27 protein-coding genes and 1 tRNA gene are annotated in these 26734 nt (G+C 68.5%); 6 read left to right on the forward strand and 22 right to left on the reverse strand.

Annotated elements, in window-relative coordinates:
- Positions 1–442: 442 nt before the first annotated feature.
- The 12 genes from ACIRP2_RS23400 to ACIRP2_RS23455 all read right to left on the reverse strand — a co-directional run bounded on the left by ACIRP2_RS23400 (position 443) and on the right by ACIRP2_RS23455 (position 10364).
- Complete coding sequence (locus ACIRP2_RS23400) at positions 443–1360, reverse strand: restriction endonuclease (protein ID WP_404253251.1); 918 nt, start codon at positions 1358–1360, stop codon at positions 443–445.
- A gap of 349 nt (positions 1361–1709) precedes the next feature.
- Positions 1710–3194 (reverse strand): SAVED domain-containing protein, encoded by a 1485-nt coding sequence (locus tag ACIRP2_RS23405; RefSeq protein ID WP_404253253.1) that lies wholly within the window; start codon positions 3192–3194, stop codon positions 1710–1712.
- Positions 3194–4114 carry an AAA family ATPase gene (locus tag ACIRP2_RS23410; protein ID WP_404253255.1) on the reverse strand — a complete coding sequence of 307 codons (921 nt, stop codon included), beginning with the start codon at positions 4112–4114 and terminating at the stop codon, positions 3194–3196. The genes ACIRP2_RS23405 and ACIRP2_RS23410 overlap by 1 nt, the downstream gene beginning before the upstream one ends.
- A 30-nt stretch (positions 4115–4144) precedes the next feature.
- On the reverse strand, positions 4145–4660 hold the full coding sequence (locus ACIRP2_RS23415; RefSeq protein ID WP_404253257.1) for a hypothetical protein: 516 nt from the start codon (positions 4658–4660) through the stop codon (positions 4145–4147).
- Between the two features lie 2 nt (positions 4661–4662).
- Complete coding sequence (locus tag ACIRP2_RS23420; protein ID WP_404253259.1) at positions 4663–5661, reverse strand: CBASS oligonucleotide cyclase; 999 nt, start codon at positions 5659–5661, stop codon at positions 4663–4665.
- A gap of 280 nt (positions 5662–5941) precedes the next feature.
- Positions 5942–6736, reverse strand: a complete 795-nt coding sequence (locus tag ACIRP2_RS23425) for a phosphotransferase family protein (protein WP_404253261.1) — start codon at positions 6734–6736, stop codon at positions 5942–5944.
- 19 nt (positions 6737–6755) lie between these two features.
- Complete coding sequence (locus ACIRP2_RS23430) at positions 6756–7664, reverse strand: aldo/keto reductase (RefSeq protein ID WP_404253263.1); 909 nt, start codon at positions 7662–7664, stop codon at positions 6756–6758.
- The gene (locus tag ACIRP2_RS23435; RefSeq protein ID WP_404253265.1) at positions 7661–8854 is read right to left on the reverse strand and encodes a cupin domain-containing protein; all 1194 of its coding nucleotides are present in this window, start codon (positions 8852–8854) and stop codon (positions 7661–7663) included. Before ACIRP2_RS23435 ends, ACIRP2_RS23430 begins: the two co-directional genes overlap by 4 nt.
- A gap of 16 nt (positions 8855–8870) precedes the next feature.
- A complete protein-coding gene (locus ACIRP2_RS23440; RefSeq protein ID WP_404253267.1) occupies positions 8871–9017 on the reverse strand; it encodes a hypothetical protein in 147 nt (48 codons plus the stop codon).
- A 297-nt stretch (positions 9018–9314) separates the two neighbouring features.
- Complete coding sequence (locus tag ACIRP2_RS23445; RefSeq protein WP_404253269.1) at positions 9315–9551, reverse strand: hypothetical protein; 237 nt, start codon at positions 9549–9551, stop codon at positions 9315–9317.
- Complete coding sequence (locus ACIRP2_RS23450; RefSeq protein ID WP_404253271.1) at positions 9548–9964, reverse strand: hypothetical protein; 417 nt, start codon at positions 9962–9964, stop codon at positions 9548–9550. The genes ACIRP2_RS23445 and ACIRP2_RS23450 overlap by 4 nt, the downstream gene beginning before the upstream one ends.
- Positions 9951–10364, reverse strand: coding sequence for a hypothetical protein (locus ACIRP2_RS23455; protein WP_404253273.1), 414 nt, complete (start codon positions 10362–10364; stop codon positions 9951–9953). The genes ACIRP2_RS23450 and ACIRP2_RS23455 overlap by 14 nt, the downstream gene beginning before the upstream one ends.
- A gap of 119 nt (positions 10365–10483) precedes the next feature.
- Between ACIRP2_RS23455 and ACIRP2_RS23460 the strand changes: the two genes are divergently transcribed.
- Genes ACIRP2_RS23460 through ACIRP2_RS23470 form a run of 3 tightly spaced genes read left to right on the forward strand, consistent with a single transcriptional unit; the run spans position 10484 to position 12967 of the window.
- Positions 10484–11527, forward strand: coding sequence for a helix-turn-helix domain-containing protein (locus ACIRP2_RS23460; RefSeq protein ID WP_404253275.1), 1044 nt, complete (start codon positions 10484–10486; stop codon positions 11525–11527).
- A complete protein-coding gene (locus ACIRP2_RS23465) occupies positions 11524–12213 on the forward strand; it encodes a YdcF family protein (RefSeq protein WP_404253277.1) in 690 nt (229 codons plus the stop codon). Before ACIRP2_RS23460 ends, ACIRP2_RS23465 begins: the two co-directional genes overlap by 4 nt.
- Before the next feature lie 28 nt (positions 12214–12241).
- Entirely contained in the window at positions 12242–12967 is a 726-nt protein-coding gene (locus ACIRP2_RS23470) for a WbqC family protein (protein WP_404253279.1), read from the forward strand.
- A gap of 178 nt (positions 12968–13145) precedes the next feature.
- Here the strand turns inward: ACIRP2_RS23470 and ACIRP2_RS23475 are convergent, their stop codons facing one another.
- The 5 genes from ACIRP2_RS23475 to ACIRP2_RS23495 all read right to left on the reverse strand — a co-directional run bounded on the left by ACIRP2_RS23475 (position 13146) and on the right by ACIRP2_RS23495 (position 18624).
- Complete coding sequence (locus ACIRP2_RS23475; RefSeq protein ID WP_404253281.1) at positions 13146–14849, reverse strand: relaxase/mobilization nuclease domain-containing protein; 1704 nt, start codon at positions 14847–14849, stop codon at positions 13146–13148.
- A complete protein-coding gene (locus ACIRP2_RS23480) occupies positions 14849–15364 on the reverse strand; it encodes a plasmid mobilization relaxosome protein MobC (RefSeq protein WP_404253283.1) in 516 nt (171 codons plus the stop codon). Before ACIRP2_RS23480 ends, ACIRP2_RS23475 begins: the two co-directional genes overlap by 1 nt.
- 256 nt (positions 15365–15620) lie before the next feature.
- On the reverse strand, positions 15621–16487 hold the full coding sequence (locus tag ACIRP2_RS23485; protein ID WP_404253285.1) for a DUF2637 domain-containing protein: 867 nt from the start codon (positions 16485–16487) through the stop codon (positions 15621–15623).
- Positions 16488–16883: 396 nt separating this feature from the next.
- Entirely contained in the window at positions 16884–18167 is a 1284-nt protein-coding gene (locus ACIRP2_RS23490; RefSeq protein ID WP_404253287.1) for a DUF3631 domain-containing protein, read from the reverse strand.
- 226 nt (positions 18168–18393) lie between these two features.
- Complete coding sequence (locus ACIRP2_RS23495; RefSeq protein ID WP_404253289.1) at positions 18394–18624, reverse strand: hypothetical protein; 231 nt, start codon at positions 18622–18624, stop codon at positions 18394–18396.
- A 96-nt stretch (positions 18625–18720) separates the two neighbouring features.
- Here ACIRP2_RS23495 and ACIRP2_RS23500 point away from each other — a divergent pair, with 96 nt between their 5' ends.
- Complete coding sequence (locus tag ACIRP2_RS23500; protein ID WP_404253291.1) at positions 18721–19401, forward strand: helix-turn-helix domain-containing protein; 681 nt, start codon at positions 18721–18723, stop codon at positions 19399–19401.
- Positions 19398–21002 (forward strand): tyrosine recombinase XerC, encoded by a 1605-nt coding sequence (gene xerC / locus ACIRP2_RS23505; protein WP_404253293.1) that lies wholly within the window; start codon positions 19398–19400, stop codon positions 21000–21002. The genes ACIRP2_RS23500 and xerC overlap by 4 nt, the downstream gene beginning before the upstream one ends.
- Before the next feature lie 46 nt (positions 21003–21048).
- On the opposite strand, the gene ACIRP2_RS23510 is transcribed toward xerC, so the two are convergent.
- Both ACIRP2_RS23510 and ACIRP2_RS23515 read right to left on the reverse strand, forming a co-directional pair.
- Positions 21049–21121, reverse strand: a tRNA-Arg gene (locus ACIRP2_RS23510).
- A gap of 730 nt (positions 21122–21851) precedes the next feature.
- Complete coding sequence (locus tag ACIRP2_RS23515) at positions 21852–22469, reverse strand: TetR/AcrR family transcriptional regulator C-terminal domain-containing protein (RefSeq protein ID WP_404253295.1); 618 nt, start codon at positions 22467–22469, stop codon at positions 21852–21854.
- Positions 22470–22536: 67 nt separating this feature from the next.
- On the opposite strand from ACIRP2_RS23515, the gene ACIRP2_RS23520 reads away from it, so the two are divergent.
- Positions 22537–23799 (forward strand): beta-ketoacyl-[acyl-carrier-protein] synthase family protein, encoded by a 1263-nt coding sequence (locus tag ACIRP2_RS23520; RefSeq protein ID WP_404253297.1) that lies wholly within the window; start codon positions 22537–22539, stop codon positions 23797–23799.
- A 268-nt stretch (positions 23800–24067) separates the two neighbouring features.
- Here ACIRP2_RS23520 and ACIRP2_RS23525 read toward each other — a convergent pair whose 3' ends face one another.
- From ACIRP2_RS23525 to ACIRP2_RS23535, 3 genes are read right to left on the reverse strand one after another with little or no spacing between them, the layout of a single operon-like run.
- Complete coding sequence (locus ACIRP2_RS23525) at positions 24068–24868, reverse strand: FAD:protein FMN transferase (protein ID WP_404253299.1); 801 nt, start codon at positions 24866–24868, stop codon at positions 24068–24070.
- Positions 24861–25304, reverse strand: coding sequence for an FMN-binding protein (locus ACIRP2_RS23530; protein WP_404253302.1), 444 nt, complete (start codon positions 25302–25304; stop codon positions 24861–24863). Before ACIRP2_RS23530 ends, ACIRP2_RS23525 begins: the two co-directional genes overlap by 8 nt.
- A gap of 11 nt (positions 25305–25315) precedes the next feature.
- Positions 25316–26677 (reverse strand): ferric reductase-like transmembrane domain-containing protein, encoded by a 1362-nt coding sequence (locus ACIRP2_RS23535; protein ID WP_404253304.1) that lies wholly within the window; start codon positions 26675–26677, stop codon positions 25316–25318.
- Between the last annotated feature and the right edge of the window lie 57 nt (positions 26678–26734).

A 26734-nucleotide genomic window follows, 5' to 3' on the forward strand; every position in this document is an offset into this window, starting at 1 on the left:
TTCAGTGAGATCTTGGGCTCGGTAGGCACATGCGCCCAGACGATCTTCCCCGAATCGGCGCCAGGACGGTAATAGCCTCAGCAGCTGGCCATGGCTTGGGTCAGGAGAAGCTCGCGGCCCCCGGTTGCGCCGGGATCGCCAGCGCGGGATACCGGTGGTCTGGGGTCAGCGTCGCCGACCGACAGCACCACTCCCTGCTTAGTGGGCCACAGCATCAGGCTGATCGTTGGGAGGCTGGTGGGTTTCGGGCTGACGGAATCCGTGGCCGCTGCTGGGCGAGCATGTTGGATCGCGTTGGTAACCAGCTCTGAGATGAGGAGTCGGGCGACCTCGATACTCTCGGTAATAGGAGTCGGCCTGTGGGTGACGACGCCACACAGACGGTTGCCGGGGCGCGACCTCACACCAACCCAGCGAACTTCAATCGCGCGCTCGCAGCACCCTAGACGTAGCGGGGGAGGCGCTCGTAGTACCGGTAGTGGTCCGCATCGTAGGCATCGTGACCGCGGTCGACCCTCCTGAAGACGATCTCGAAGTCGTCGAACTGGCCGTCGTTGTAAGTCACAGTGCCGTCGCCAAGCCGCCGGAGCAACGTGTTCTCATCGATCGGCGGTTCGATCTCCTCGCGCTGCCAGCCGCGGGGACCGTATAGGTAGTCGAAGTACCAGACGAATCCGCCGTGCTTGTCGTCGTAGAAGACGCCTCGGGGGCGGATCTCATGTCCTTCGGGCAGCTCGATCGAGGCGGCTCTGTCCAGTCGCTCGGTGATGCTGCCAAGCTGAAAGCCGAGCACGCTACCGTGCCGATTGGAGATGCGAATGTAGAAGCCCCGCGTGATGCCGATGAACCGGTTCGGCTCGCTCGTTGCGAAAACCCTCCACCCGCTGGCCTCGGCGCTTACGGGGAAGAACCGCTGGGCCACTGCCCACCCTCGGGGGGTTGTGAGCATGCGCTCGAGCTCCACCCCATCCCAAACATGGGTGTGCACGCCCTTGCTCCGCTCGATCGACTCCAGCCGAGAGACCAGTGCACTCGACGGCTGGGTGGAGCAGACGAGGAGGAAGCCGTCAGCATCATGTTGAGAGACTGCGTCTACGACGCCGCCGACGCTCCCTACGTCCTCACCGCTTACCGAGCGTCCGGCACCGCCCTTGGCGTGAGCCATGTGCTTGCATGAGACGACCCAGTTTCGCGTCTTCGCCCCCAGCAGTGCGTCGCCTGGCTCCACCAAGAGGAGGTCACGCCCGCCGTCCGCTCCTCGGCCGGACCAGCTAGCCCGATAGCCGAGGGCCATGGCCAATTCGCGGACCAGCTGCTCCAGATCCTCGCCGTCCGGCGTCAACTCGTGAAAGTCGAGCACAGTGTTCCTTGTCAGTGGGGTGAAGTGTTCGTCCGCATGATGCAGGTGGCCAGAGCCGGTAGGTCGGGTGCCCCGGGCACGGCCGGGTTCCCGCGCTGGGGGGCGGGTCACCCCTCCGGGGCGCACGCCGAAGGGTGCCTCTGGCCGCGTGCTGGTGTGCTCCTTGGGGTGGATGCCACCGGAGGTCAGAGACGGCTACTAGTCTAGATAGCCCGATGTTGCCGGATCCTAGCCTGACCATTTCCAAGACCTCCGAAAGCGACTGGTCCACGCGCTTCTGAACCTCGATTAGAGATCGGCCGTGTGCCGCGTGCCCGCCCGAGGCTCAGCGCCATTCAGCTTGGGCCTCTTATGCCTCCACGGTGAATGCCGCTTCGTATCCGTCGCCGACCTTGATGTCCTCGTACACGACGGTCTGGCATAGGCGGTTCCACCGGTTGCCCAGCAGAACAGCGAGTCCCATGGGGCAGGCGAGGAAGAGGTGGATGCGTCGGACCCGGCGGGTGGATCGGCGGAGGTGGTCGCGGATGCCGACGGCCAGGGCATTGGCGGTGGTGCTGTCGGGGACGGAGCTGTCATTCGCTGTGCTACTTGGCGGGGTGAGGACGATGAGTTTGCCGATGGGGAGGTTCTGCTCGCGCAGGTATTCCAGGACGTCCTCAGTGGGGTCCGTCGCGACGGCGATGGCGACAGCGATTTCGTCGCCTTGGCCGATCTCGTGCTCGATGACTCCCGGTACCAGGGCGGTGTTGAATGGGTCGTTGGTTGACCAGAGCTGGCTGCCGGCCCTCCCGCGCTGCACTGCCGCGAGGTCGGTGCCGGTGACCATGCGGAAGGTGGTGCCGACCAGGAAGGCCGGCGCGAGACGGATGCTGCCGGTGACGGAGATGGCGGTGGTCCCGGGAGGCAGGTGTCCCGGTGCGGCCTCGATGTCTTCCTGTAGCTGAGCCCACGTGTTCGGCGACAGGGGGCGACGCTTGGTGTAGTCGGAGTCGCCGTCGAAGCGGTCGACCCAATCGATGGCATGGTCGGCGTCTGACGCCAGCGGGTCCGGCTTGAGGGTGGCGATCGACAGGACGGCCCGGGCGGGGCCGGCCTTGAGGTCTAGGTCGCTGACGGCGGCCTCGATCATCGCCAGGGTGAGTTCACGTCGGCCTTCGCGGACCATTTTGGCGACCCAGCCGGCTCCTTCCTCAAGCGCCCGCTGGTCGTGGCGAAGTCCGGTGACGGCCATCAGGAGTCGGAGGTTCTCCTGGTACCAGACCATGTCCAGAGGCAGGTCGAAGCGCAGTACCGACAGGAGGTCGATGAGCTCGGCCTCGGTCAGCCCTGCCTCCTGCGCCCACCGGGTACGGGCCTTGCCTCGATCTGACCTGGCTCCGCCGACGGCCGCTTTGGGCATGAGGAGGCCGGTGCGGGCGTCGCGGCCAGCCACCAGGTCGTCCTCGGGGTCGGCCGCCCGGTTGGTGACCAGGCGCAGGTCGGCGCTGCTGCCGTCCGCGGTCAATTTCTTCCAGGTCCTGGCGATCTTCTTGAGAATCGATGGACCACCGTTGGCACTGGGCTTGGTCAGGTACTCCTCGTTGACCGGCGTGGTGCTGTCCACCGCGTACTTGACCTGCTTGTAGGTGTTCGGTGGTGCGTCACGCAGCAGGACGACGTCGTCGAGGTTGCCCACGCCGTCGAGTTCGACGCCGACTGCGCGGACGGGGTTGTGCGAGCGGGCGATGGTCTCGCGAAGGAGGGTCAGGCAAGCCTCCCAGGCGACGAGCCACTGGTAGTAGTCGCCGGTGGTGCGAACGCTGGTGGGACCAGCGGCGGGGAGGTGGTCCATCAGCGCTCCTCGGTGAAGACGGGCGTGGGCTCCAGCTCCTCGGCGAGGGCGAGGAGGTCCTCGTCAGTGACCGGCCGGTCGGGGAAGGCGCGGAAGACGGCGGCCGGAACCAGGCGCTGGGTGAGATCGGAGAATGTGTAGCCGGGCTGGTCGGCGGTGGGCCCGGTGAGCTCGACGACCTTGCGGACGGTCTCTGGGCCGATGCCGAGCCCGTCGAGCGCCTGGGTGAGGACCGTGTGGCGCTGCTCTTCGCTGGGACGGGTGAAGGTAAAGGTGGCCGCTGCGCGGCGCATGACGGCCGGGTCGAGGGCGCCGAGCCGGTTGGTGCATAGCACGACGACGACCGGGAGCCGGGCACCGGCCAGGCTGTCGATGCCAGCCAGGAACGCGTCGACGCCGGCCCGGTCTTCGTGGTGCATCTGTTGGGCCTCGCGGGACTGCACCAGGGCGTCGGCCTCGTCGACGACGAGGATCTGCACGGCGCGCGCACCCTGGGGGCCGGACACACGCTTGCCCATCGTGTGCATGTGGGTGAAGGCGTCGCCGATGAGCGAGGTCATCTCGCCTACCAGGCCGCTGCCGCGGGTAGCGAGCTTGAGCCGGTACAGGTAGACGGGCAGGCCGAGAAAGTCGGCGAGGTCACAGCCGAAGGACTCGGCCAGAGCCGACTTACCAGAGCCGACGTCGCCGGCGAAGACGAACAGCGGCGCCCGGTCCGCGAAGAGGGCGAGAGCGGCGACATCACCACCGTGGTTGGTGGCGGCCCAGGTCTGAAGCCGACGCGGGTCCGCGAGGAGCGCGGCTTCCTTTCGCAGGCGCAGCTTCATACCGTCCAGGCCGACCAGGCGGTCGTATCGGGCGCGGCGGGTGGACTCGGGCAGTTCGATGACGGGGTGGAACAGGTCGTCCTGGCTGGTCACGTTCTCGTTCCTCCTGCTGGTGTCGCTGAACTAGTAGGCGACGTAGACGTTGCGGGAGACGCCGGCGCCGTTGCGGGCGTAGCCGTGCCCCGTGCTGGTGGTGCCCGCGAGGGCGCTCGGGGCGGTGCTAGTCGTCCGGGAGAAGGGCAGGTCCTCCTTGACTCCGGCCTGCTCGCTGCTGGTCAGAAGCCAGAAAGCGGAGCTGTAGGACAGGAAGCTGTGGAAGCCGTAGCCGGTGAGATCGACCGGGTCCGGGAAGCTGCCTGGCCGTGAGTCGGTGAGCTGGCCGCCGACCGTGGCGTTGTAACGCAGGCGGAACTTCCAGGCGTTGGTGCCCGTGTCGCGGAAGCCGTAGTCGATGGTGTCTAGGAATCCGCGGTGCAGGAGGATCGCGACCTCCTCGGCGTAGTCCTCGATAGTGGCGAGGTCTGGCTTGCCGTAGAGGTTGTGCAGGAGGCGCAGGTCGGCGCCGACTCTGCCTCCGACGTAGCGCGCGTCGGTGATCGTGAACGAAGTGGAAGCCGATCTGGCGTATGAGCCAGTCATGGTCATTCTCCCGGGAAAGTGGGGCCGAACAGCTCTCGCCAGGCGTCGAGCGCCTCGCCCTTCGTCGCCGCGTAGGCGGCCATCGAGATGGTTTCGAGGGTGATCCTGGCGTGATTCACCAGCCGCTGGCGATCCTGCTCGGTGTAGCCACGCGCGACATTGTTCTGCGGGTTGACCGGGTCCCAGACCTGGATGGGGTCCGCAGTCGCATTCACCGCCTCGGCCTTGTAGTAGTCGGTGAAGATGATCGGCGTCTTCAGGCCGGTGCGGACGATGTAGGAGAGAACCTGCTCGATCGCTGCCGGGTATTCGTCGACTTGGAGCAGCTCGCCGTTCCAACCGACGTCCCACAGGTGGGCCACCAGGAGCTCGAGCAAGAACGACTTGCAACGCAGCTCCGGGTCGACCTCCTTGCTCTCGCGGATCCACGCTTTCAGCAGCCGGATCAACTCCCGGTAACCGTCGCCGGCCTTTTCCTTGCGCGTCTGTATGAACTGAAGGTGCAGCGTGACCGAGGTGAGCACCTTGGTGCCCTCGGCGGTGACGAGATATCCCCTGTCGTCCGGTTCGCCGGTGTAGAGCACCGGCACGACGTCGATCTTCAAACCACTGCTCCGCATGGTGATCCCGACGGCATGGTCCGACGGCTTGAAGTCGTCCTCGTCCTTCGTTGCGCCGTAGACCTCGATGCAGCGGTCTCGCAGCCAGGTCAGCATCGTCGAGACGTCGATGTCGGTGTCCGTGGTGCGCAGGTAGGCGGCAACGTCCGCGTCGGACCCCGTGCCGCTCCTGCGTCGGATCGCCGTGTGCTTGGCCGTGCTACCGGACGCACGCAGCTTCACCAGGTCGAAGTCAGGGTGGGCAGCAATATAGTTCTCCAGCCGCTCCCGCAGGTGGTTCACCTGCCGACGGCGCTCCTTCGCCTCCTCCGCCGGCACGTTCACCTTGCTCTGTGCGAACCCCTTGAGGACCTTGTGGTCGATGTAACGCTCTCCCGCCATAGCTGTTCGTCCTTCCACCCGAGAAGCTGACCGATAGAAGAACAGGCTTATCACCCACCGCTGACAATCCCGGTCCAAGTTGTGAGCGATACCCCGGCCGGCGCGGGTACCGGACTGTCAGCGAAGGTCATCCCACCAGCTGCAACTTGACGACCGCAGCCCGGACGCCAAGCGTCCGGGCTGCGACATGCACCAATTTGCATGGTCGTGGAGGAAGCGAAATCACTGCTCCGGCGTAGCCGCTCGGAGTGGGCTTGCCGAGCCTCCCACTCCCGCCTGGTCACTGAGGTTGATGCAGTTCCTTGGCCAAAGCACGCAGTGACGGTACGAGTTCTGCGTGATCGCCGCGGGAAGCCGACTGCAACAGTTCGGTGATGACGATGACCTGTGCGATGCGCCCAGCCTCGGTCTTCAGCACGGGGAAGGTGTCCCGTACATGCTGGGTGAAGTCGGGGGTCAGCAATGAGTAGGCCAACAGCATGGCCGCGTCGTATCCGACCGGCGCTCTCCCGAAGCCCTCCCAGTCCAGGAGGTAGGGGGTGCCGTTGGTGAGGTTGGCGGTGTGCAGGTCTCCGTGGGCTGTCGTCCAGTCGGTGATTCGGGGTGCGGGCATGCCGAGGAAACGCGGAACGCTGCGGTCGACCCACTCCTGGCGTACGGCCACACGGTCTGTGGAGACGCCGCTCACGTACTCGAGATCCCTGCGGAGCGAGTCCCACCATGCCCTCGGCGGCTCGGGATCGGTCTGCATGACGGGGTTGGCGGAGGTGACAGGCTCGGTGGTGTACTGGTGCAGCTCCGCGAGGTAGGCGTAGCCGCCACTCTTCGCTTCTGCGGTGTCGTACAGCAGTGGTTTGCGGACGTGGCCGTCGAACAGGCCGGCGGCCACGCGGTTGCCCTCCCAGAGCTTGCCATTGGCCTTGTCCGCAGGTGCGGACAGGAGCCTCAGCCAGCAGCTACCCCGGTCCGGGTGCTGGACGCTGCTGCTGAGGGTGCGGCCGTGCCAGCCCCAAACTTCCGGGCCGGTCACGGCCGTGCCCAACGCCTTCGCGCACTTCGTGAGTGCGCGGCGCATTCGGTGTCGGTCGGCGGGATCAGTCGGCGGCGAGTACATCCAGCACCTTTCGCAGTGTCGCGACGGGCACGGCGGGCTCCTGGAGGGCGGCTTGGGCTTCGGCCCAGTGTGCCGGAGTGGAGGTGGAGAGCAGAACCCGCGTCACGCCGGGGCATGAGGCCGCTGCCAGCAGGCATGCCTGCGGGACTGTGAGGTTCGGGCTCAGTAGCGCGGTGAGTTCGCGCGTGGCCAGGTGCGGCAGTTCGCCACCGAACAGGGGCGCCGAGGCGTACACCTGCCATCCGAGGCCGGCTGCTTGCGCGATAGGTCCTCTTCCGTCCAGCGCTTCGGCGAACGCCGTTGCGGTGACGAGAGATACGGGCAACTGGACGGCGCGCAGGTGGTGCTGGTCCGTGCCAGCGGCTTCGGCAGCCAGTTGGTGCAGGGCGGGGACGCTGAGGGCGCGGGTGTCGAAGCCATCCCAGGTGGCGACACCGTACGCGCTCAAGTTGCCCGCTGCTGCTTCTGCTTCGAGGGCGGTGAAAGCGTCGCGCAAAGCTTCGTACGGGTCGCCGTCGGTGTGCTCGGGATTGTGGACGAAGACCAGGTCCAGGCGGTCGCGGCCGAGTTCCGTGCGGTTGCGGGCACACTGCCAGTGGACGTACGGGGCGCTCAGACAGTGGCCGCGTTCCGCGTCATCGGCGGTGAGAGCCCCATCCAGGACGGCGCCCTTGGCGGCTTGGTGGGTGAGGAAGCCGACCTTGGTGGAAACCGGAACGGGATACCGAGCGAGAGCGGGGGCGAGCAGCGGCTGCGCCTGCCCGTCGAGGTAGTTGGGGGCGGTGTCGATCCATGCGCAGGTGGGATCTGTGGCAGCGCGGACGGCGGCGTCGTTCACTGCGGAGGGGTGGATGCGGTAGGTACCGAGCCCCATGGGTGCCGTACTCATCGTTCGTTTCCTTCCAACGTGATCGCTTGGCCGCGCATCAGCTCGGAGACGACGGCCGCCGCGTCCGCGACGGAGATCCGCGATGTCGCAGCCAGGTCACCAAGAGACACGGTGCCGGGCACGGCAGACACCAGGAGCTGGAGCAGCGGAAGGGCCTCTGCGGCCATTTCCCACTCGTTGTCGCAGGCCCGGAACAGCACTCCATCTCCGTCGGCCGCGGGTTCGACGCGGGCCCGAGCGGTGGTCAACCTGACACGGACGTTCGGGTCCACCGGGACGCCGGTGATGTGCGGCAGGCTCGGCCGCAGGCGGGTGAGGTCGGATCCATCGAGCGTGGCGCTGTATCGGCCGATGAGGTCCGGGGCTTCCAGAGCCGCGACGACTTGCTTGCGCAGCAGTTCCAGGTAGACGGCTTGCTGCGCGGTGGTCGCGTGCACGGGCAGGTCCTCGCGCAGGACGTCGTGGCGGCGCAGGTCGTCGGCGAGCCAGGAAAGCAGTTGCGCGCCGGTGGTGGTCTGGATGCCGAAGGTGAGGTGCAGGGAGTGCTCGCCCTCGCTGGCGGCGACCGAGTGCCACCAGCCTCGCGGGAGATACAGGACGTCCCCGGCATGCAGGACGAGTTCCGTGACCGGCTCCTCCGGCGGCGGCTCGGGTTCGTTTGTGTCTTTGTACATGGGGGCGGTGCGAGTGGGGCCGTACAGCTTCCAGCGTTTGACGCCATCGATCTGGGTGACGACGACGTCGTGGTCGTCCCAGTGCACGCCGAAGCCCTCGCGGGCGGTCCAGGAGGCGTAGAGATTGGTCTGCACTCCCGTGCGCAGCCACTGTTCCAGTTCCATCGCCGCGCGGGCGACGGGTGGGTGGAGTTCGTCGACAGCGTCGATGACCAAGGAGGCACCGTCAGTGAGACGGGCGTGCAGCTCGGCCGAATGCAGGCGTTGCCAGACGGTGTGTCGGCGGGTGGTGACGGGCGCGGTGTAACGGTGGGCGGGCAGCATCTCCCCGTCCGCGGACAGGCGGAAGCGGGGCGGCTCCAGGCGGTGGGTGGCCAGGAGGGTGTTGACGTCGTCCCACGTGATCAGGTCGCTCGGGTTCGGGAGGGCGGCGGGGACGTGGCGGTGGTGGCGGTGGAACACCTGGGCCAGGAACTCGTCCTGGCCCAGGTGGGCCGCCAGGTTCAGCGGCGACAACGCGTCTCCTCCCGGATCAGTCGTTGCCGTCGGAGCGGCCGGTGCTGCCGCCGTCGGACGGGGTGACGCCGCGCACGCGGGCGGCCTGGATCCGACGACGCGCCTTGACGAGTCCGGCCTGGGACGGCCCGGTGGTGGGGGTGGTTGCCGTGCTGTTCTGCATTGCTCCTCCTCGGGTTCAGCCACGAAGTGGCATGTGCGGACCCGCCCCGGACGGTGTTCGTCCTGTCCAAGGGCACGGGCGGTTGATCCGCCAGGGCGGGTGCTTGCGGCCCGCCCCTGCCGGGGCTTCTCGGGGTGGGGGAACCTCTCGATCGGCTACGTCCGGCAGGGACGGGGGTTCAGGGGCCGTGCGGGGTGGCGGCGACCGCGAAGCCGATCACGAATCCGCACGAGGCGGAGATCAGCATGATCAGCAGCGGGCCCGTGTAGCGCGCCAGTCGGCTCACCGCGCGGCCCATCACGGTTTCCACCAGGCCCGCCACGGTCGGGAGATGATCTCCCGGTACGTGTGGTGCGCGGGGTTGCGGCCGCCGTGCTCGAACACCCAGTCCTGTGGTTCGGCGAAGTCAGCGCTGGCCGGTGAGCTCTCGCCGCAGATGGCGCACTGCATCGCATAGGTGGTGGGCTCGGCGTCCGGCTCTCGGTCGGGCTGGAGCATCCATTCCTTGTGACAGACGACCGCTCGGGTACTCACCGGCTCGCCCCTTCCAGGGCGGCACTGACATACGGGTGCTGAAGGGCGGCGTGCAGGGCGCCAGCGTCGGTGAGGGTGTCGTCGTCGGGCAGCTCGTACCAGCCGCCGAACCAGTCGTCGATCAGCTCCAGACCGGGCGCGACGAGCCACGAGTTGCTGGAGAAGTGCCGTACCGGCAGGTCGTTCCAGCTTTCGGCGGTGCCGGTACCGATGGCGTAGTAGAGGCGCTCGTTGGGCCCGTCGTACAGCACCGGGCCGATGGCCGCACCTGTGACTCGCAGGTGGGCCAGGGCCAGGAGGCCGATCTCCGCGGTGGTTCGCACGAGGTCCCAGCCCTCGCCGACCCGGAGCAGACGCAGGCCAGGCGCGTCGTTGACCACGGGTGCGCTTCGCAGCGCCTCACGAACGGACATCACGCATCCCCTTGTGCTGGCGGTCAGAGCTGGCGTTGAGCCGTGTCGGCCTGATGGTGCGGACCACGATCAGACGGGCGCCCGTTGCTGTTATCTGTCGCCTCCGCTCGGCCACAACGCGCTTCGGACCCAGATGGCTGAGGGCAGGAACCACGGCGCCATAGCTGTCGGGCAGTTCGAGCGCGTCCAAGAGGCCGACGAAGGCGGGGGAGTGAACGGCCACCGCCGCGTCGCGATCCGTGAATATGCCGCCCAGGGTCAGTTCATGCTGCCGGCAGTACTCGGTGAGGCAGTCGACGAGCGCCGCGTGGCGGGCCATGCCGCCGGTGATGTGGCGCAGGTAGCCGAAGACCTGAGGGAAGGCGACGGAGCGGCGTTCCGTGATGAGTTCGTCGTCCATGTCCACAGCGTCGGCCTCCGGGAACGGCCTCGAAATGACCTGCTGTTGCACTTCCGTTGCACTTTCCGCCCCACGTCGTCACCGAGAGTGCTTGTATACGTGACGGAAGGAGGTCACTCGTGGTCAGCGTGCAGCAATGGACCGGCCGGGAAGCGAGCGCCCTGCGCGCAGCGCTGCGCATGAGCACGCGTGCTTTCGCCGAGCATCTCGGTGTCGCGCTGCGTACGGTCGCCAAGTGGGAGAGCCTCGGCGCCGAAACCCAGCCCCGGCCGGACACCCAGGCAATCCTCGACACCGCGCTCGCCCGTGCGGACTCCGCTGCCCAGGCCCGCTTCGAGACGCTGGTGTCTCCCGGGCGGAAGAGCGCGCGCCCGGCAGACCACGAAACGTGGACCGAGGACATCGAGCGCGCTGTCGTCTGCGTCAGCCGTCAGAACTTCCCTTTCGCCTCGTCCCTGTTACACCGCTGGCTGAGCCGCTATGACCCGCACGACCTCGACGACAAGGGCCTCTACCTCTACGGCCGCTCTCTCGTTCTCCTCGGCGACCTCCAGCGCGATCAAGGCGCCATCCTTGGGCCGCTCTCCGCACGGCACTCTTACCTGACCGCCCGAGGCATGTTCACCGAGCTGGACATACCGCGTCGCGTCGCGCAGATCGAGCTGTCCCTCGCCGTCGTGCAGGAAATGTCCGGCCATCTCGATGCCTCTGCCCGCCAGTACGAACTCCTCTCGTCAGACGAGCGCTTGAGCCCCCGCGACCGAGCCAGAGCTGGGCTTTGGGTGGGTACAGCTCTGAGCAAGGAAGGCAACAACGAGTACGCCACCAACGTGATGACGGCCGCCACCCGCGCCTTCGAGGATCTGGGCGAGCCGGAGGACTGGTCGGTCGCCCACCAGAAGCTGGCCCTGGCCCACCGCGGCGCCGGCGCCCTGAAGCAAGCTCTGCACTGCATCGACATCGCACGCAGCACCGGGACGGTCGATTCCCCGATGCAGCGGGTGCGGTTGGACACCGCTCACGGGCACATCCTTCTGTCGGACGCGGCGACCCGGAATGATGGGCTGTCCGTCCTCGACCAAGCGGCGCAGGTGGCCCGCCAGTATGGGCTGAGCCACCAGCTCCGCAGCATCGAGGGCATCCGAAAGGGGCAGCAGGGATGAGCCAGGGAGTGCCAGTGCCGGAGCACGAGCAGCGTCAGATCACCGACGAGCAGTTCCACGACGCGACACTGATCTGGAACTACCACCAGATGGGCCATGAGCAGCGGCCCTGCTCGGCGGCGATCGGTCTTGGCAGTCACGACCTCGGTGTGGCCACCACAGCGGCCGATCTCTACCGCGCGGGCCTCTTCCCCGTCCTGGTTTTCAGCGGCGGCAACAGCCCCACCACCCGTGCCCGCTTCCCGCGCGGCGAGGCCGTCCACTACCGCGAGCACGCCCTAAGCCTGGGCGTACCGGACGAGGCGATCCTGGTCGAGTCGAAGGCGGCCAACACCGGCCAGAACATCACCTTCTCCCGAGAGCTGCTGGCCGAGGCCGGGACGGAGATCGAGTCGCTTCTCCTCATCTCCAAGCCGTACATGGAGCGCCGCTCCTATGTGACCTGCCGCAAGCTGTGGCCCGAGGCCGAGGTTGTCTGTGCCTCCGAGCCGCTGGAACTGGACGACTACATCAAGTCCATCGGCGACGAGAAGCTCGTCGTCGACATGCTCGTCGGCGACCTGCAACGGGTGATCGAGTACCCGAAGCTCGGTTTCGCCATCGAGCAGGACGTACCGGGGGATGTCTATGACGCTTACGAGCGCCTCCTTGGCGCCGGCTTCGACAGCCGCCTCATCAGCACCTGAGCCACCCCGCGTCGGCCCGCCGAGCGGGGTGTGCGCGATTCATCAACCGAACCTGTTCCCACGGCTGTCCACTCTGGCGAAGCTCTTCGCCGCCGACCGCTGGATCGTCCTCGACGACGTGCAGTTTGCCCGGCGCGACTACCAGCACCGAGCACGTCTCGCCACCTTGGACGATCCTGCTCGGCAGCAGTGGCTCACGCTGCCGACGCATCTTCCCCATGGACGTCCGACACTTATCAGCCAGGCTCAGCTCGCTGATCCCGGCCGCTCGCGCCGGACGGTCGAGCTGCTTGTGCGCCAGTACTACGGCCGCAGCTCCCACTGGGGCGCCGTTTCTGAGGTCCTGGAGGCGGTGGTGGACGCGCTCGACACCACAGACCGTGTGGCCGGCATCGCGAGAACATCGACGGTCGCCATGCTCAGCGTCCTTGGCTGGGCAGGGGAAGTGCTGGACAGCAGTGGGATTCCGGCTCGCCAAAGCCGATCCGAGCGCCTTGCCGACCTCGCCGTGGCCACCGGCAGCACCCACTATCTGTGCGGCACCGGCGGTCTGCGCTACCTCGACTCCGATCCCTTCGATGCCCACGGCATCCCCGTACAGCCCTTCTGCGTCCCTGCGGATACCAGCGACCCGCTCTGGCGCTGGGCCCGGCGGTCCAGCAGCCTCTGGGCGTTGAGCGAGATCGGTCCTGGCGCGCTGGCGAACCACCTGGCTGCCCAGCGAGAAACTCACCGCCTTGGATTCGCCTCGTGACCGTGCCGAATACTTCGGATGCGGCGCAGGCCGCCCACCCCGCGTACCGAAGGTGGCGCGGGGTGGGCGTCGTGATCGGCTCGTACGAACCGCACCGCCCGCAGGCAGGGAGGCGGACCGCTCCCGTTGGGAGGATGCGCTGGAACCGTTCACTCCCAAGCTGTCCACCTCGGCCTGATCAGCGCCGCCGCGCTTGCGGCGGCTGCGGGGTTACTCGGACAGCCGTTGCCGCTGGCACTGGCGTGCTGGGGAGCTTGGCTGTGCTCCTGGCCTGAGCTGCTCGGGCGCGTGCGCTGGGCACTGGCCTTGCGCTGAGACGCTGGATGCGCCAGGTCAGGACCCGTGCTGGGTGGCGAGCGTCGTCCAGGGCTCGCTGGTCGACGGCCTGTTGGAAGAGTCGTTCCGGGTCGTGGCCGGCGGTCTCGGCGTCAGTGAGCAGGGTGGCGAGAGCATCGAAGGACGGATCATCCAGGACCTGCTGTGCGTGGTCGGGTACAGCCTGGCGTATGCGGAGGATGTGCCGGTCCACCGCTTGCTGTGGTAGTCGACGCTGGGTTAGCGCGGCCAGCGGCGAGGCAGCCAACTGGTCGTAGGCAGCCTGAAGGTGGACCAGGGTCTGGTGGGCGGCGGCGACCTGCTGGTCATGGTGGCGGAGCTGGTGCCAGCGGGTGGCGGCGATGACGACGAGGATTGCGGCGTCGAGGAACATCGCCAGGGCAGCTCCGTCCCTGGGGGCAGTCTCGCGGAGCATGGCCCGAAAGGCACCGCGCAGGGCGCGGGCGTGGTGGTGATCGGCTCGGATGCGGGACCGGGTGGCGCGCTCGAACGTGGTCGCTGCCTCGCGGAGTTGGGACCGAACGGGCTGGGGTGCGATGAGAGGTAGGGCGTCGAGGGCTTCGCCGAATGCGGCGAGGTGGGCCTGGGAGGCTTCGTCGTCGGCCTGGTCGAGGCGGTGAGGGATGCGTTCGGCGGCTGCGGTGGCCTGGTGCCAGGGGTTGGGCCTGCGCCGGCCCGGCTGGGCGGTGGGCTGTGGGTCGATGGCTTCGAGGCGCTCGCGGACCTTGGGGAAGGATAGATCCGGGGCGAGTTCGGAGCCCGAGAACCAGACGGGCTTGTTGTCGGCGGTGGTGGTGTCTTCGCAGGCGACCTTGTAACCGCGTACGTCTCCGGAGGGGAAGTACACGACCTCGACGAGCACCCCATCGACGTGGCTGAGCAGGTGCACGAACTCCTCGGTGCTGGTGGCAGCGGCTACTGCGGTGCGGACGGTGGAGCGCAGACGTTCGCGGGCGGGCTTTTGTTGGCCTTGGCGGTGGGCCTTTTCCTGCTCGGCGCGGGTCGGGCGCTTCGCGGCGGTGCGGTCACCGCGTACGACTTGGCGAAGGCCGTATTCCTTCTCGATCGTGGCGAGTTCGCGGTCGGCGGTGAGGTAGTCGTTCCAGTGGCGGGCGGTGCGCAGGTCGCGGCGGACTTTGGTGGCGGCGATGTGGATGTGGTCGGGGGCGTGGCGGACGGCAACCCAGCGGCAGCCGTCCGGGTCGCCTTCCGGCGCGATGCCGGTGGCGACGACGATCCGGCGGGCGATGTCGGCCCACTCCTCGTCGCTGAGGATGCGGTCTTTGGGCGCGGCGCGTACCGAGCAGTGCCAGACGTGCCGGTCGGGGGCGCGGCCGAGCTGTGTGGCCTGCTTGACGTGCAGGTCCAGGTCCGCCACCAAGAGGTTCCTCGTGGCGTCGACGTCCTCGGAACGGCCTGGGTCAGGTGCGAAGCCGTCCCAGGAGGCGACCAGGTGGGGGTCTGTGTGGTCCTTGGCCCTCTTCGTGTCGAACAGGTACCGGATGAGGCCGGCGGTTTCCTTGCCGCTACGGATATTTGCGATCATCAGGCCGCCTTCTTGGCGGCTGCCTGGTTTGTGGCTGCCGCGATGTGGCGGACGGTGGTGCCGACCACGTCCAGGGTGCGTTCGGCCTGGCTCAGGAGGGCGGTGTCCCCAAGGTGTGAATGGCCACCGGAGTTGAGCTTCTTGGCGATCAGGTTGATGTTGTGGCCGATCTTGACGACCTGGCTACGGAGGGCGGTCAGTTCGTCGATGTAGTCGTCGAGCGGGGTGCGCTGACCGGGCAGAGTGAGGTCGCCGTGGACGTGGGCCATTACGACGGCGCCGACGTAGTGAGCGCCGGCGATGTTCAGCGACCTGGCCATGCGGAGGATGTCGGCCTTCTCGTCGACGCTGTAGCGCACATCGACACGCTCCTTGCGCTGTGTGTTTTTGCGTTGGCGGCGTCGGGCGACGCGGTGCAGCGCGGCGGCGTCGGCGGCTCGCGTCAGCGGAACGGCGGCGGAGTCGACGGGCTGTTCCCCCTCGGGCACCCCCTGGTGCCCGAGAGCCTCCGCCACCCCTGGGGCGGAGGCTGCTTCGCTGGACCGGCCATTGGACGGTCTAGCGGCATACCTTGCTGGCTGGGTGGCGGTGGTCGTCATCGTCTTTTGGGTGGTGGGAAGTTCGTCGTGCGGATCGTGCATGGGGAGTTTCTCCAAGGCGCGTTCGTAGTGCGGGGTGATGTTGGGGGACTGGTTGCGAGCCAGCCATCCGTCCCCGCACTGACCTGCGCGGGGACGGATGGTGCGAGTCGAGCGGGAGCGGCCGTAGGGCTCAGAAAGCGCCAGCGGGGGCCTTGTCGAGTTCGGCCTGCAGGGCGTCCTTGATCGTGTCCGCCTCGGCCCTGCCGATGGGGAGGCCCGCGCCACGGATCGCTTCCTCGATGTGGCGGCGCGAAGCGCGGCCACCGCGTCCTAGTCGCGCCGCGCGGGCGATGGCGAGGAGTTCGGCGGAGACAGTGCGGAGCTCCTGGCCTTCTGGTTTGGTAGAAGGCTGAGGGGGCTCCGGCGCGTCGGCAGAACCCTGCGCCACATCGATGTGACCGTCTGCCACTTCGAGAGCGACCAGGTCTGGACGATCGGGGCCGTCCTCGGCGGGGCTGGCGGGCTGGGTGCCGTCGGTGCCGTTGTGGCTGTCGTTGGCAGGGTTGTGGCGTTCGGCGACGCCCGCTCCCTGGGCGTGGGAAGTGGGGTGGCGGCGGATCACGATGTAGAGGTGGACGGCACCGGCCAGGGCGAGCGGGGCAATGGCTGACAGGACGCTGACGGTGATGTCGTCCAGGTGTAGTCCGTCCGGGCGCGTCTGCTGGTTGAGGCGGATGGCGTGCAGAGCGTTGGCCCAGATGCTTGTGGCAGTGGCCAGTCCGACGAGCACCCATACGTAGAGCCGAGAGAGCAGAGGGGCGGTGCGCAGGATGAGCAGGGCGCCGACGCCGATGGCGATGAACCCGTCGATCACCAGCGGGAAGGCGTAGGTGAGCAGCCCGCGGACGTGGATGGCGACGGCCATCTGCCGCAGCGCGTCGTAGGAGAGGGCGAAGCCGATAGCGCCGAGCAGGGCGATGCCGAGGCGGATCGCGGGGGTTCCGGGTAGGGAGGCCGGGGTGGGGGAGGTTGTGCTGGGTATCGCAAGGTTGGCCATGGGCTGGGGGCGCTCCTGGGGTGGTGGCGTGGTCCGTCTTTGCCGTCTTGGCCGTTGCAAGCGCAGGTCAGGGCCGTTACGGCATGGGGGCTGGCGTTCCGTCTTGATGGTGTTGTCGCGTCTTGATGGCCCGCGATTTGGTGCGGGCTGTAGCTCGGTGGGTGTGGACGGATCGAGCCCGTCTTCCGTCCCAGTCGCGGGCGCTGTGACCTGTGGTGATACGGCATGAACGGGTGGGACGGCACAAGACGGATGTGGGCGGCGTCCTGATGGGTAGTGCGCCAGTCGTGATCGCGTTGCCGTCTTGACTCCGGCTGCCGTCTTGCCGACATGCCGTTTGACCTGCGGCGTTACGGCAGGGACGGCAAGGACGGCAGCCGGAGGTGGGGCGGGAGCTCAGCTCTCCGTGTGGGCTGGGCTGGTGTCGACCGGGTGGACGGTGGGGCAGTAGCGTCGCCATGCGTCGAGGAACTTGTTGCGCGTGTAGCCCTTGCGCTGGGTTCCGTCGGCGAGGCGGACGTTGCCGGAGCCGATACCGAATTCGCGCAGCATCCTGCTCAGGTCACGTGGGCTCAGCCCGCTCCGACCCCACTCCGCCCAGGGGGCTTCCGGGTCCTGGCGCAGGTGGTGGAGGAGTTCGTCCGTGGTGAGGCTGTCGACCTCGCGCTGGGCGACGAAGGCTCGGCGGATGTCGGCCAGGATCCGGGCTCCGCTGGGGTTTTCCTCCTCGGCCGCCGCTTCGGCCGTGACCATGTGCGCGCACGCCGTGCGGGCGAGACGGGGCCAGGGCCCAGCGGCCAGGTCGGCGACGATCACCAGGGGCTCCCAGGTGTCGGCGGCGCGGTCTTCCACGGGCATGTCCGGTTCCAGGTCGGCTGCCTCGTCGAGCAGCGGCCTGGCCCATGCGGCGATGCGGTCGCGCAGGTCGTGGAGGGCTGGGGTGTCGCGGCGGGATCGGAAGGGCTTGACGCTCTCTCCCTCGGCCCGGCGTCGCATGCGGATGACCACGGACCGGTCCATGATCGTGTCGGGCAGGTCGCCGATCCCGGCCAGGGCGGCCATGGCGAAGGTGGCGAACTTGTGGGGCGTGTGGTCGTTGCCGACGACGCGGGTGACGTAGCGGTTGCGCTGGTGGCCGGCATTGAGCAGGCCGCGCATCTCCTCGTTCTTCTCCGCCATCTTCGGGGTGCCGAAGATGGTGTCCGCCTCGTCCACCAGAAGGGTGGGCGGTTCGTCGGTGATCGAGCGAAAGACCGCCGCAGGTGTGGTGTTGATGGTGAGCATCGGCTCGTGGACCGTCTCAGTGAGCACGTCCAGGAGCCGTGACTTGCCGCACCGCTTCGCCGGCCCGACCACCGCCAGACGTGGGGCATGCTGCCAGGCGGGCTGCAGGTGTGTGGCCGCCACCCAGAGCGTGACCGCGTCCAGCGCCTGCTCGGAGGGCAGGATCACGAACTTGGCTATCTGGGCACGTAGTTCGACCAGCAGCGCGGAGCCGCGCGTCGGCTCTGGATCCGGCACCGCTGCCTCGGAGGGGATGGCCGGTATCGGGTCAGGTGCCTTGCCGTCGGCCGCCGGCGCGGCTTCGGGGGTCTCGTGGCCGGGCCGACCAGGCACCGCGACCGTCGGCCATACAGCTTCGGCCGGTGCGGAATACGGCTCAGGTGTCGTAGGTTGCACAGGGCAGCTCCTATCCGGTGACTTCGGGCATGCAGGCCCGGGTCACGCAGGTGGTTCGTTGGAATGCGGGCAGTGGAGTGTCCTGAGCCTCCGGCGTTGACGCGCCGGGGGCTCTCTCGCTTCCTTGGCCGGGGCGAGGGACCACGGACAGTACGTCTACGCCTGGCCACAGTCCAGCGTTTCTGTGTCAGCTCAGCGCAGAAGTATCTGCTACGTTGCCGCCCTTTCACGCTGCCAGCCCCAACAGATCCAGCAGATCCGCGGTCACGACCCGGTAGGCATTGCCGAGTCGCAGCACCTTGCAGGGGTACTCGCCCCGCTTCGCCAACTCGTAACCCTTGCTCCGTCCGAGCCCCAGAGCGCGGTTGCTTGTGTCCAGGTCAATCGCCACGGGGAGGGTGAGCAGTTCCTCGCGGCTCATCCCTTTCGACCGTCCGGCCGTCGCGTCTTCGCGCATGCGGTGCGCCCCTTCCAGTACAGCCATCGGCGAACGCGGTGATCGCGTTCGTCTCCAGGCGCCCACTAACCAGGATGCTCAAGCTAATGTGTCGACATGACACAACGCGGTGTGGATGCTGAAGAGGACGACTTCCCGGAGTGGGTGGATCGGATCAAGGCCAACGTGGCTGGCGAGGTCCGGCGGAGAAGGAAGGAGATGGGGTGGAGCGCACAGGAGTTGGCGGACCAGTGCGAGCGACTTGGACATCTCATCCCGCGCAATGTGATCGCCAACATGGAGTCAGGTCGCCGGGCCAACCTGCCGCTGGTGGACGTCATGGTCCTGGCCGCCGCCCTGGGGACGTACCCGGTCTGCCTGATCTTCCCGGTCGGATACGTCGAGCAGACCCAGGAGCTTCCGTTCCAGGACCTCGTGCCCACATGGGACGCCCTGCGGCGCTTCACTGGTGAACAGGACGTGCCCGACTACGACGCTGGCCTGGTCCCCGATTTCGAACTTCACGCCAGCCTCGTACGCACTGCCCTCGCCGCGCTCGAAGAGGAAGAGCGGGCACGGTTCGCGGCCAAGACGGCAACCAGCCGCGCTCAGCAGGAAGAAGCCGAGCGCAAGCGGACCGAGTACGCCGATCAGGCCATCTCCGCCAAGTACAGCCTCCGCCACCTCCGTCGGGACATCCGCGACGAAGGGGCCACCCCACCTGACCTGCCGCCCGCCCTGGGCGATGTCGACCCACCCGAAACCGAACCCAACACCACCCCGGAGGAACGTCTTTGAAGGGCTCCACCCACCGTCGCTGCTACTGCCGGGACCCGCACACCGGCAAGCCGCTCGGAAAGAAGTGCCCCAAGCTCACCAGCCGCAAGCACGGCTCGTACTCCATACGTCAGGAGCTCCCGCCCCGCGCCGACGGCACGCGCCGCTCTTTCAGCCGTGCCGGCTACGACTCCCTCAAGGTTGCTCAGGGCGACCTCGACCATGTCCGCGCGCTTCTCGGCCTCGCCGACGCGGACGACGCCGAGGACCTGACTCAGATAGCCGAGTTGCTGGAGAAGGTGGCCGAGGAGAAGGCACCGCTGCCGGACATCGAGGCGACCCGCAGGCGCCTCAGCCACGGCCTGGACCTGACGAACCGACTCACGGTCGGCGAGTGGCTGGACATGTGGCTGGCGGGTAAGAAGGGCCGACAGAGCGCCATCAGCCGCGACGAGAGCAACATCCGGGTGCACCTCAAACCGCGGATCGGCCACCTCCGGCTCGATCGCCTCCGGGTTGCCCACCTGTCGGAGACGTTCGAGGCCATAGCTGAGGACAACGTCGAGATCGCGGAGGGCAATGCCGCGCGGCGCAAGGTGGTCGAGGACCTTGGTCAGATCCCCTGGAAGGGCCGCGAACACCGTGCTCGCCGCAAGGCGATGAAGGCGGCCATCGCCGAGATGGAGCCTTACCGACGCATCGTCGGTCCGGCCACACGCCAGCGCGTCCGCTCCACACTGCGGGCCGCGCTGAACGCCGCGATCGCCCAGCAGCTAATCACCTTCAACCCGGCGGCCCACGTCGAGCTGGAAGCGGGCAAGCGGCCCAAGGCGCTGGTGTGGACGGACGAGCGCGTCCTTCACTGGAAGCGCACCGGCGAGAAGCCGTCCCCAGTGATGGTCTGGACGCCGGAGCACACCGGCCTCTTCCTCGATCACATCGCGGAGGACCGCCTGTACGCGCTGTTCCACCTGATCGCGTTCCGCGGACTGCGACGGGGCGAGGCGTGCGGACAGAAGTGGACCGACACCCATCTGGACGCCGGTCTCATCACCGTCGCCAAGCAACTCGTGGTCGACGGCTGGGAGGTGTACGAGGACGACCCCAAGACCGATGCCGGTGCGCGGACCATCGCGCTGGACTCCGACACGGTCTGGGCCCTGAAGCGGCACCGTGCTCAGCAGGACAAGGACCGCGAGGAGTGGGCGAGCGCCTGGGTGGAGACCGGCCGAGTCTTCGTCAAGGAGAACGGCGAGATGCTTCACCCCGCCAACGTCACTCGGCGCTTCGTCGAACTGTACGAGGAGATAGGTCTCCCGCCTGTCCGGCTCCACGACCTGCGCCACGGGGCCGCGACTCTGGCCCACGCGGCCGGAGCCGACCTGAAGGACATCCAGGAGATGCTCGGCCACTCCTCGATCACCATCACGGCAGACACCTACACGAGCCTGCTTCCCGAGGCGGATCTGGCGATCGCCGAGGCCGCGGCCCGGCTCGTGCCGCGCGCACAGCGTGTGCTGGATGGTGCTGATCGATCCGGAGAGATATCGGGGCCTGGCGCCCCGTCCGCTCACGCACCGCTCACGCAAACGGCCCCGGACGAGACGTCCGAGGCCGAATAGAGCCACTCCCTGGGGAGAAACCCCAGGTCAGCGGCTTAACGCGTTGTGCCCCCGGCAGGATTCGAACCTGCGACACCCGCTTTAGGAGAGCGGTGCTCTATCCCCTGAGCTACGAAGGCGGGGGCTTGTGGAAAACCTTGGGGAGGACCCAACGAGTGGATCTTCGCCGAGGCGCACAAGCCCGCTGGTCAGTCGGGGTGCGGCGCCCTCTGTGATCTTGCTCGGGTAGACAGCGGGACGTACCGACGACCGACCAGGGACAGCGTAGCGGATATGCGCCGATGAGGGGCTTCTGCATCGGGGTGACTGCGCGAGAACGGGCGCGTCAGGCTTTTGACCTGCTGCTTGTCCGGGTGTTCGGGCTACTGGGAGAGGGGCGGTGCATGGTTGGGGGCGGGTGATTTGTCTGTTCCGTTTGGTATGTGAACCCGTGAGTGAATTACGAGATCTCGGATTGTCTGACGTGCCGGCAGGTGCGGTTGCGCGGATCTCTGCCGTGCCGGCCCCAGGTGTCGACGCAGCCGAACGCGGCACCTCGCCGACAGTCTCGGTGGGGCCGAGGCCCCTGTCCTCGACGCCCGAGGCCGTGTGCTGATCACCGGATCACGAGTACGGCTGCGGCTTCCCGGTACCTGACTGGAGTCTGTGACTGTCAGCCGACCCCCAGTGGGCCGGCCTTGCCCGCGCAACCGGCCGGGGCGCACCGGTTGTTGCCGGCAAGCAGGTTCTCGACGCCTTGCTCCAGCCGCAACAGTGGAGTTCGTCGGCGACGGCGAACATGCCGACCGCGGCAAGATCACCATCGCGCGGGAACCGCGCACGTCGTCGCCGCAGGCCCGTTCGGCCGAGCTAGCCGTGCTCGGGTTCGTCGTGGATGGTCAATGCTCCGGCGAGGTCGAGGTCGGCGACAGTGCCGTGTGCCCCGGCCCGGGCGAGCAGCACTGCGCCGAGCGCGGTGCTCCAGAACGTCCTGACCTCCACGTCGAGCGGTCGGCGGGCCCTCCAGCCGCGACCGTCGATGAGCTGGCTCACGAAGCGCTCGGATTGCCGGAACAGCAACTGGAGGTGCCGGTCGACCACAGGGGCGAGTTCTGGCTTGGAGATCCCGGCGGCGAGTGCTCGCGCGACCGACGGGAGCGCGGGCATGGCCAGTGCGGCGCGGGCGATGTTGCGCCGAAATGTCGCCGCATCGAGGGCTTGGCGACCGATGCGCTCCATCCGTCGGGCGTCGTGCAGCAAGCCGAGAAAGGCGGCGTGCACGAGCAGCGAGTCCTTGGAGCCGAAGTAGTAGGTGACCTGGTTGGGGAAGGCGCCTGCCGCGTTCGCGATCTCCGCGACGCTCACCTCGGCGCCGGGCCGCTCCTTGCAGAGCCGTGCAGTGGCCTCGATCAGCCGGCGCCTCGTCGTGCGACCGCGGTCACGCGATCGAGCCGACGTTGATCGGGCTTCGGTTCGCTTCTTCTCCACACTCGAATTGTATGTGATACAACAATGCTGCGTTCGCTTGTATCGCATACAAGAAAGGTTGAAGAGCATGCACCGGACTGAAGTCGTCGTGACCGGACTCGGCGCGATCACACCACTCGGTGGAAGCGTGGAGTCCACCTGGAATGCCCTGCTGGCCGGCGAGTCGGGCATCCGCGGCGGCGTCCTGCGCGGCCACGAGGACGTCGGCCTTCCCGATACCGTCGCGGGCACGATGGCGATCGACCCCGCCGAGTTGCTGCTGCCGGTGCAGGCCAGGCGGCTCGACCGCTCGCAGCAGGCAGCCCTCACCGCGGCGGCCGAAGCCTGGGCCGATGCCGGTGCCCCGCGGGTGGACCCGGACCGGCTTGCATCAGCGATCGGCACGGGCATCGGGGGCGTACGGACGCTGCTGAAGGAAGACGACGTACTGGAGGCGGCCGGGACGCGGCGCGTCTCGCCACGCACGGTACCGATGCTCATGCCCAATGCGGCGGCGGCGCTGATCAGCATCGAATACGGCGCACGGGCCGGGGTCTACACGCCTGTGTCGGCGTGCTCTTCCGGTGCCGAGGCGATCGCCCTGGGGGCCAGGCTCATCCGTGCCGGCGAGGCGGACGTGGTCATCGCGGGCGGGACCGAGGCCGCGATCACTCCGATCACCGTCGCCGGCTTCGTCCAGGCACAAGCACTGTCGCGGTACACCGCCGAACCCGCTTCGGCATCCCGGCCGTTCGCCGCGGACCGCAGCGGATTCGTCCTCAGTGAAGGCGCCGCTGTCGTGGTGCTCGAAAGCGCCGAACACGCCAGCGGCCGGCGCGCGCGCGTCCACGCCGTACTCGCGGGCGCCGGCATCGCCGCCGACGCTCACCACATCACGGCACCCGCTCCCGACGGCTCCGGTCAGGTCTCCGCCATGCGGAAGGCCCTTGCGCAAGCCGGTTTGACTCCCGAGCGGATCAGCCACATCAACGCCCACGCCACCGGCACTCCGGTCGGCGACGTCGCCGAGGCACACGCGATCGGGGAAGTGTTCGGCCGCGCCACCGTGACAGCCCCCAAGGCGGCACTCGGTCATCTCTTCGGCGCGGCTGGTGCGATCGAGGCGCTCATCGCGGTCCTCAGCGTGGAGCGCGGCGTCATCCCGCCGACCCGCAACCTCATCGCGGCCGGCGTCGGGCCCGACATCGATCTCGATGTCGTCGCGGAGCGACGAGACGCCCCTCAGGAGGCCGTGCTCAGCAATTCGTTCGGCTTCGGCGGACAGAACGTCTCACTCATCGTCACCAACGCACGTCACCATGCGTCCCGTACGGCCGCGACGACACCATGACCCACACCGACGCACCCTTGTCCGTGGAGGCGGCCGATCGATCGAACGTTGCAGGACTCGTCCGATCGCGCATGTCGCCGCAGAGATGGGGATTTCCCGAGCGACGGCGTCGAAGCGGCGAAGACGGTCGGGGCAGTTCGCCGGCCGGGGCGTTGACGAGGTGCCGGACGGGTGGCATCGGCCGCGGCCGGCGCCTGCGCGACGGCCCCCCCCCGGGTCGGCTGGGAGGCCGGGGTGGGGGAGCGCGGCTGTGCTGGGGCGGTGCCGTTCACCGCGGGCAGGATGGGGGCCGCATTCCACTTCGTGACCCGTATCGACCGAATCCCGAGGTCTGCCACGTTCGGCCGTCGGGCAGGACGGCGAGTGCCTCGTGGCCGTCCAGTGCTTCCAGCCAGTCCCGCGCGTCCTCGCCCATGGCGAACGCGGCGGTGGCGTAGGCGTCGGTCGTGGTCAGCCGGGGGCCGACGACGGTGAGGGAGGCGAACGCGGTGGCGGGCGCGCCGCTGTGCGGGTCGAGGATGTGGGCGCCGCGTTCGGCGGTGCCCGAGGTGGCGACGGCCAGGTCGTGGTCGGCGGTGACGGCGGTGAGCAGTTCGCCGGGCCGCAGGGGGTGGGCGATGCCGATGCGCCAGGGGGTGCCGGGGCTTGCCCGGCCGCGGAGCTGGAGGTCGCCTCCGCCGTTGACACAGGTGTGGTGCGCGCCGGCTTCGTGGAGCAGCCGGGAGGCGGCTTCGGTGGCCCAGCCCTTGACGAGGCCCGAAGGGTCGAGAACACCGCCCGGGACGATGCTGAACCAGCCGTCCGTGACGTGGGCGGCCTGCGCGCAGAGGGACAGCACCTCATGGACCTCGGGCGGGCAGTCGCCGAGGCGGATCTCACCGCGGTCGAGTCGGCTGATGTGGCTGTCGGGCCGGTAGGTGGAGAACACGGCATCGACCCGGTGGAGTTGGCGCACGGCCTCGGCGAGTGCGTGGCGGACGGCAGTGGTGGGCTCGTCCCGGATGTCGAAGGTGAAGACCGTGCCCATCACGTGCTCGACGTGGCGCAGCCCGTATGCGGTGTCAGGCATGGGCCTGGTCCAGGGCGCTCTGCAGGGACTGGATGTAGCCCTGGCTCGTGTAGCTGGCGCCGGAGACGGCGTCGATGTGCGCGCTCTGGGCGCCGATCGCCTCCCGGGTGAGGCGGGGCGGGGCGTAGGAGGCGATCTGCTGGTCGCGGCCGTTCCGGTCCGGGGCCCGGAGCACCTTGACGGCAGTGATCCTTCCCCGGGCGAGAGTGGCGGCGACCTGCACGGTTCCGTACGGGGTGTCGATGGGATCCCCGGTGAACGTGCCCGTTCCCGTGGACGCGCCCGACGCCGTGCCCGCAGAGGTGGGCGGGGACGAGGAGGCCGCGGGGGAACGGGGGGTCACTCCTGCGAGGACGGGGCGCTGGTGGGGTTTGAGGGCGAGCAGCGCGATGACGAGGGCGCTGATCCCGGTGGTTGCCAGGACGGCTCGGCGCATGACGGTTCTCCTCAGAACGCGAACGACTCGTGGTGGATGCGCCGTGCCGGGACGCCGGCTTCGCGCAGGGCCTGGATCGCGGCCCGTGTCATACCGGGCGGACCGCAGAGGTAGACGTCGTGCGCGGCGAGATCGGGCACCAGGGCACTCAGGCCCCGGGCGGTGAGAGGTGACGAGTACTCGGTCGGTTCGTCGACGACGTAGTGCACGGCGGCCCGTCGGCGGGCGGCTATCGCGTCGATCTCACCGCGCAGGGCGAGGTCTTCGGGGCGGCGGGCGCGGTGGACGAGGGTGACCTGGCCCGGCAGCGTCTCGAAGAGCGTGCGCAGGGGGGTGATGCCGACGCCGCCGGCCAGGAGCAGGACCTTGGGAGCGGTGCGGCGGTTCGCCGTGAGGCCGCCGTAGGGTCCCTCGGCCCATACCCGGGTGCCGGGCACGAGGTGGGCGAGTGCGGCGCTGTGGCCGCCCGCGGTCTTCACCGTGATGCGCAGGTGGCGCGGGTGTGCGGGGGCCGAGAGGGAGTAGGGATTCGCGGTCCACCACAGCCCGCGGGCCAGGAAGCGCCAGCGCAGGAACTGCCCCGGCTCACCGCCCAGCTCGTCCAGGTGCTCGCCGGTGAGGTGGACGGAGACCACGCCCGGTGCCTCGGGGTGGACGGCCGCGACGCGCAGGCGGTGACGCAGCCCGCGCCGGACGGGGACGGCGAACCGGTACCAGGCGACCAGCGCGGCGACACCGAGATACAGCGTGTACCAGGCCACCTGGGCGAGGCGGTTGCCGACGAAGTCCGCGCCGTCGGAGAGCTGGTGGCCGAAAGCGAGGAAGACCGCCAGGTAGGTGGCGAAGTGCAGGTAGTGCCAGGTCTCGTAACTCATTCTCCGGCGGGCCGCGCGCGCCGAGAGGGCTCCCGTGGCCACGAGCAGCAGGAAGCCCGCCGTGCCCTTGAGGAGGTCGGGGTAGTGCAGGACGAGCATGGAGGTCTGGCTGAGCACGTTCGTGTGGGCGGTCAGCGAGTAGCCCCAGATGATCAGCAGGGTGTGGGCGAGGGCCAGCGAGACGGTGCAGCGACCGCCCAGGGCGTGCCAGCGCGCGAGGCGGTCCGTGCCGATGGTGTGGTCCAGGAGCGGCATGCGGGCCATCAGGGCCAGCAGCACCGCGCAGGCGTAGCCGGCCAGCAACCCCGTGATGCGCCCGGCGCCGGTGAGCCAGCCCGCCGGGCCGACGACCGAGGTCGTGTCGCTCCACCACAGGGCCAGCACTCCCGCGGCGCCGGCCCAGATCACCGACGGCGCCAGGAAGCGCACGGCGCTGCGGCGCGGGCGCCGGTGGCGCATGCGGCGGCTCGTGTATGCGGTGGTGAACGTGGTGGTCATGGGGGGCTCCTCCGGACAGGACTCGTTCCGGCGATGGACGGCCAGCCTCCCGGTCGA

This window comes from Streptomyces sp. NPDC101194, from assembly GCF_044767885.1.
Lineage (GTDB): Bacteria > Actinomycetota > Actinomycetes > Streptomycetales > Streptomycetaceae > Streptomyces.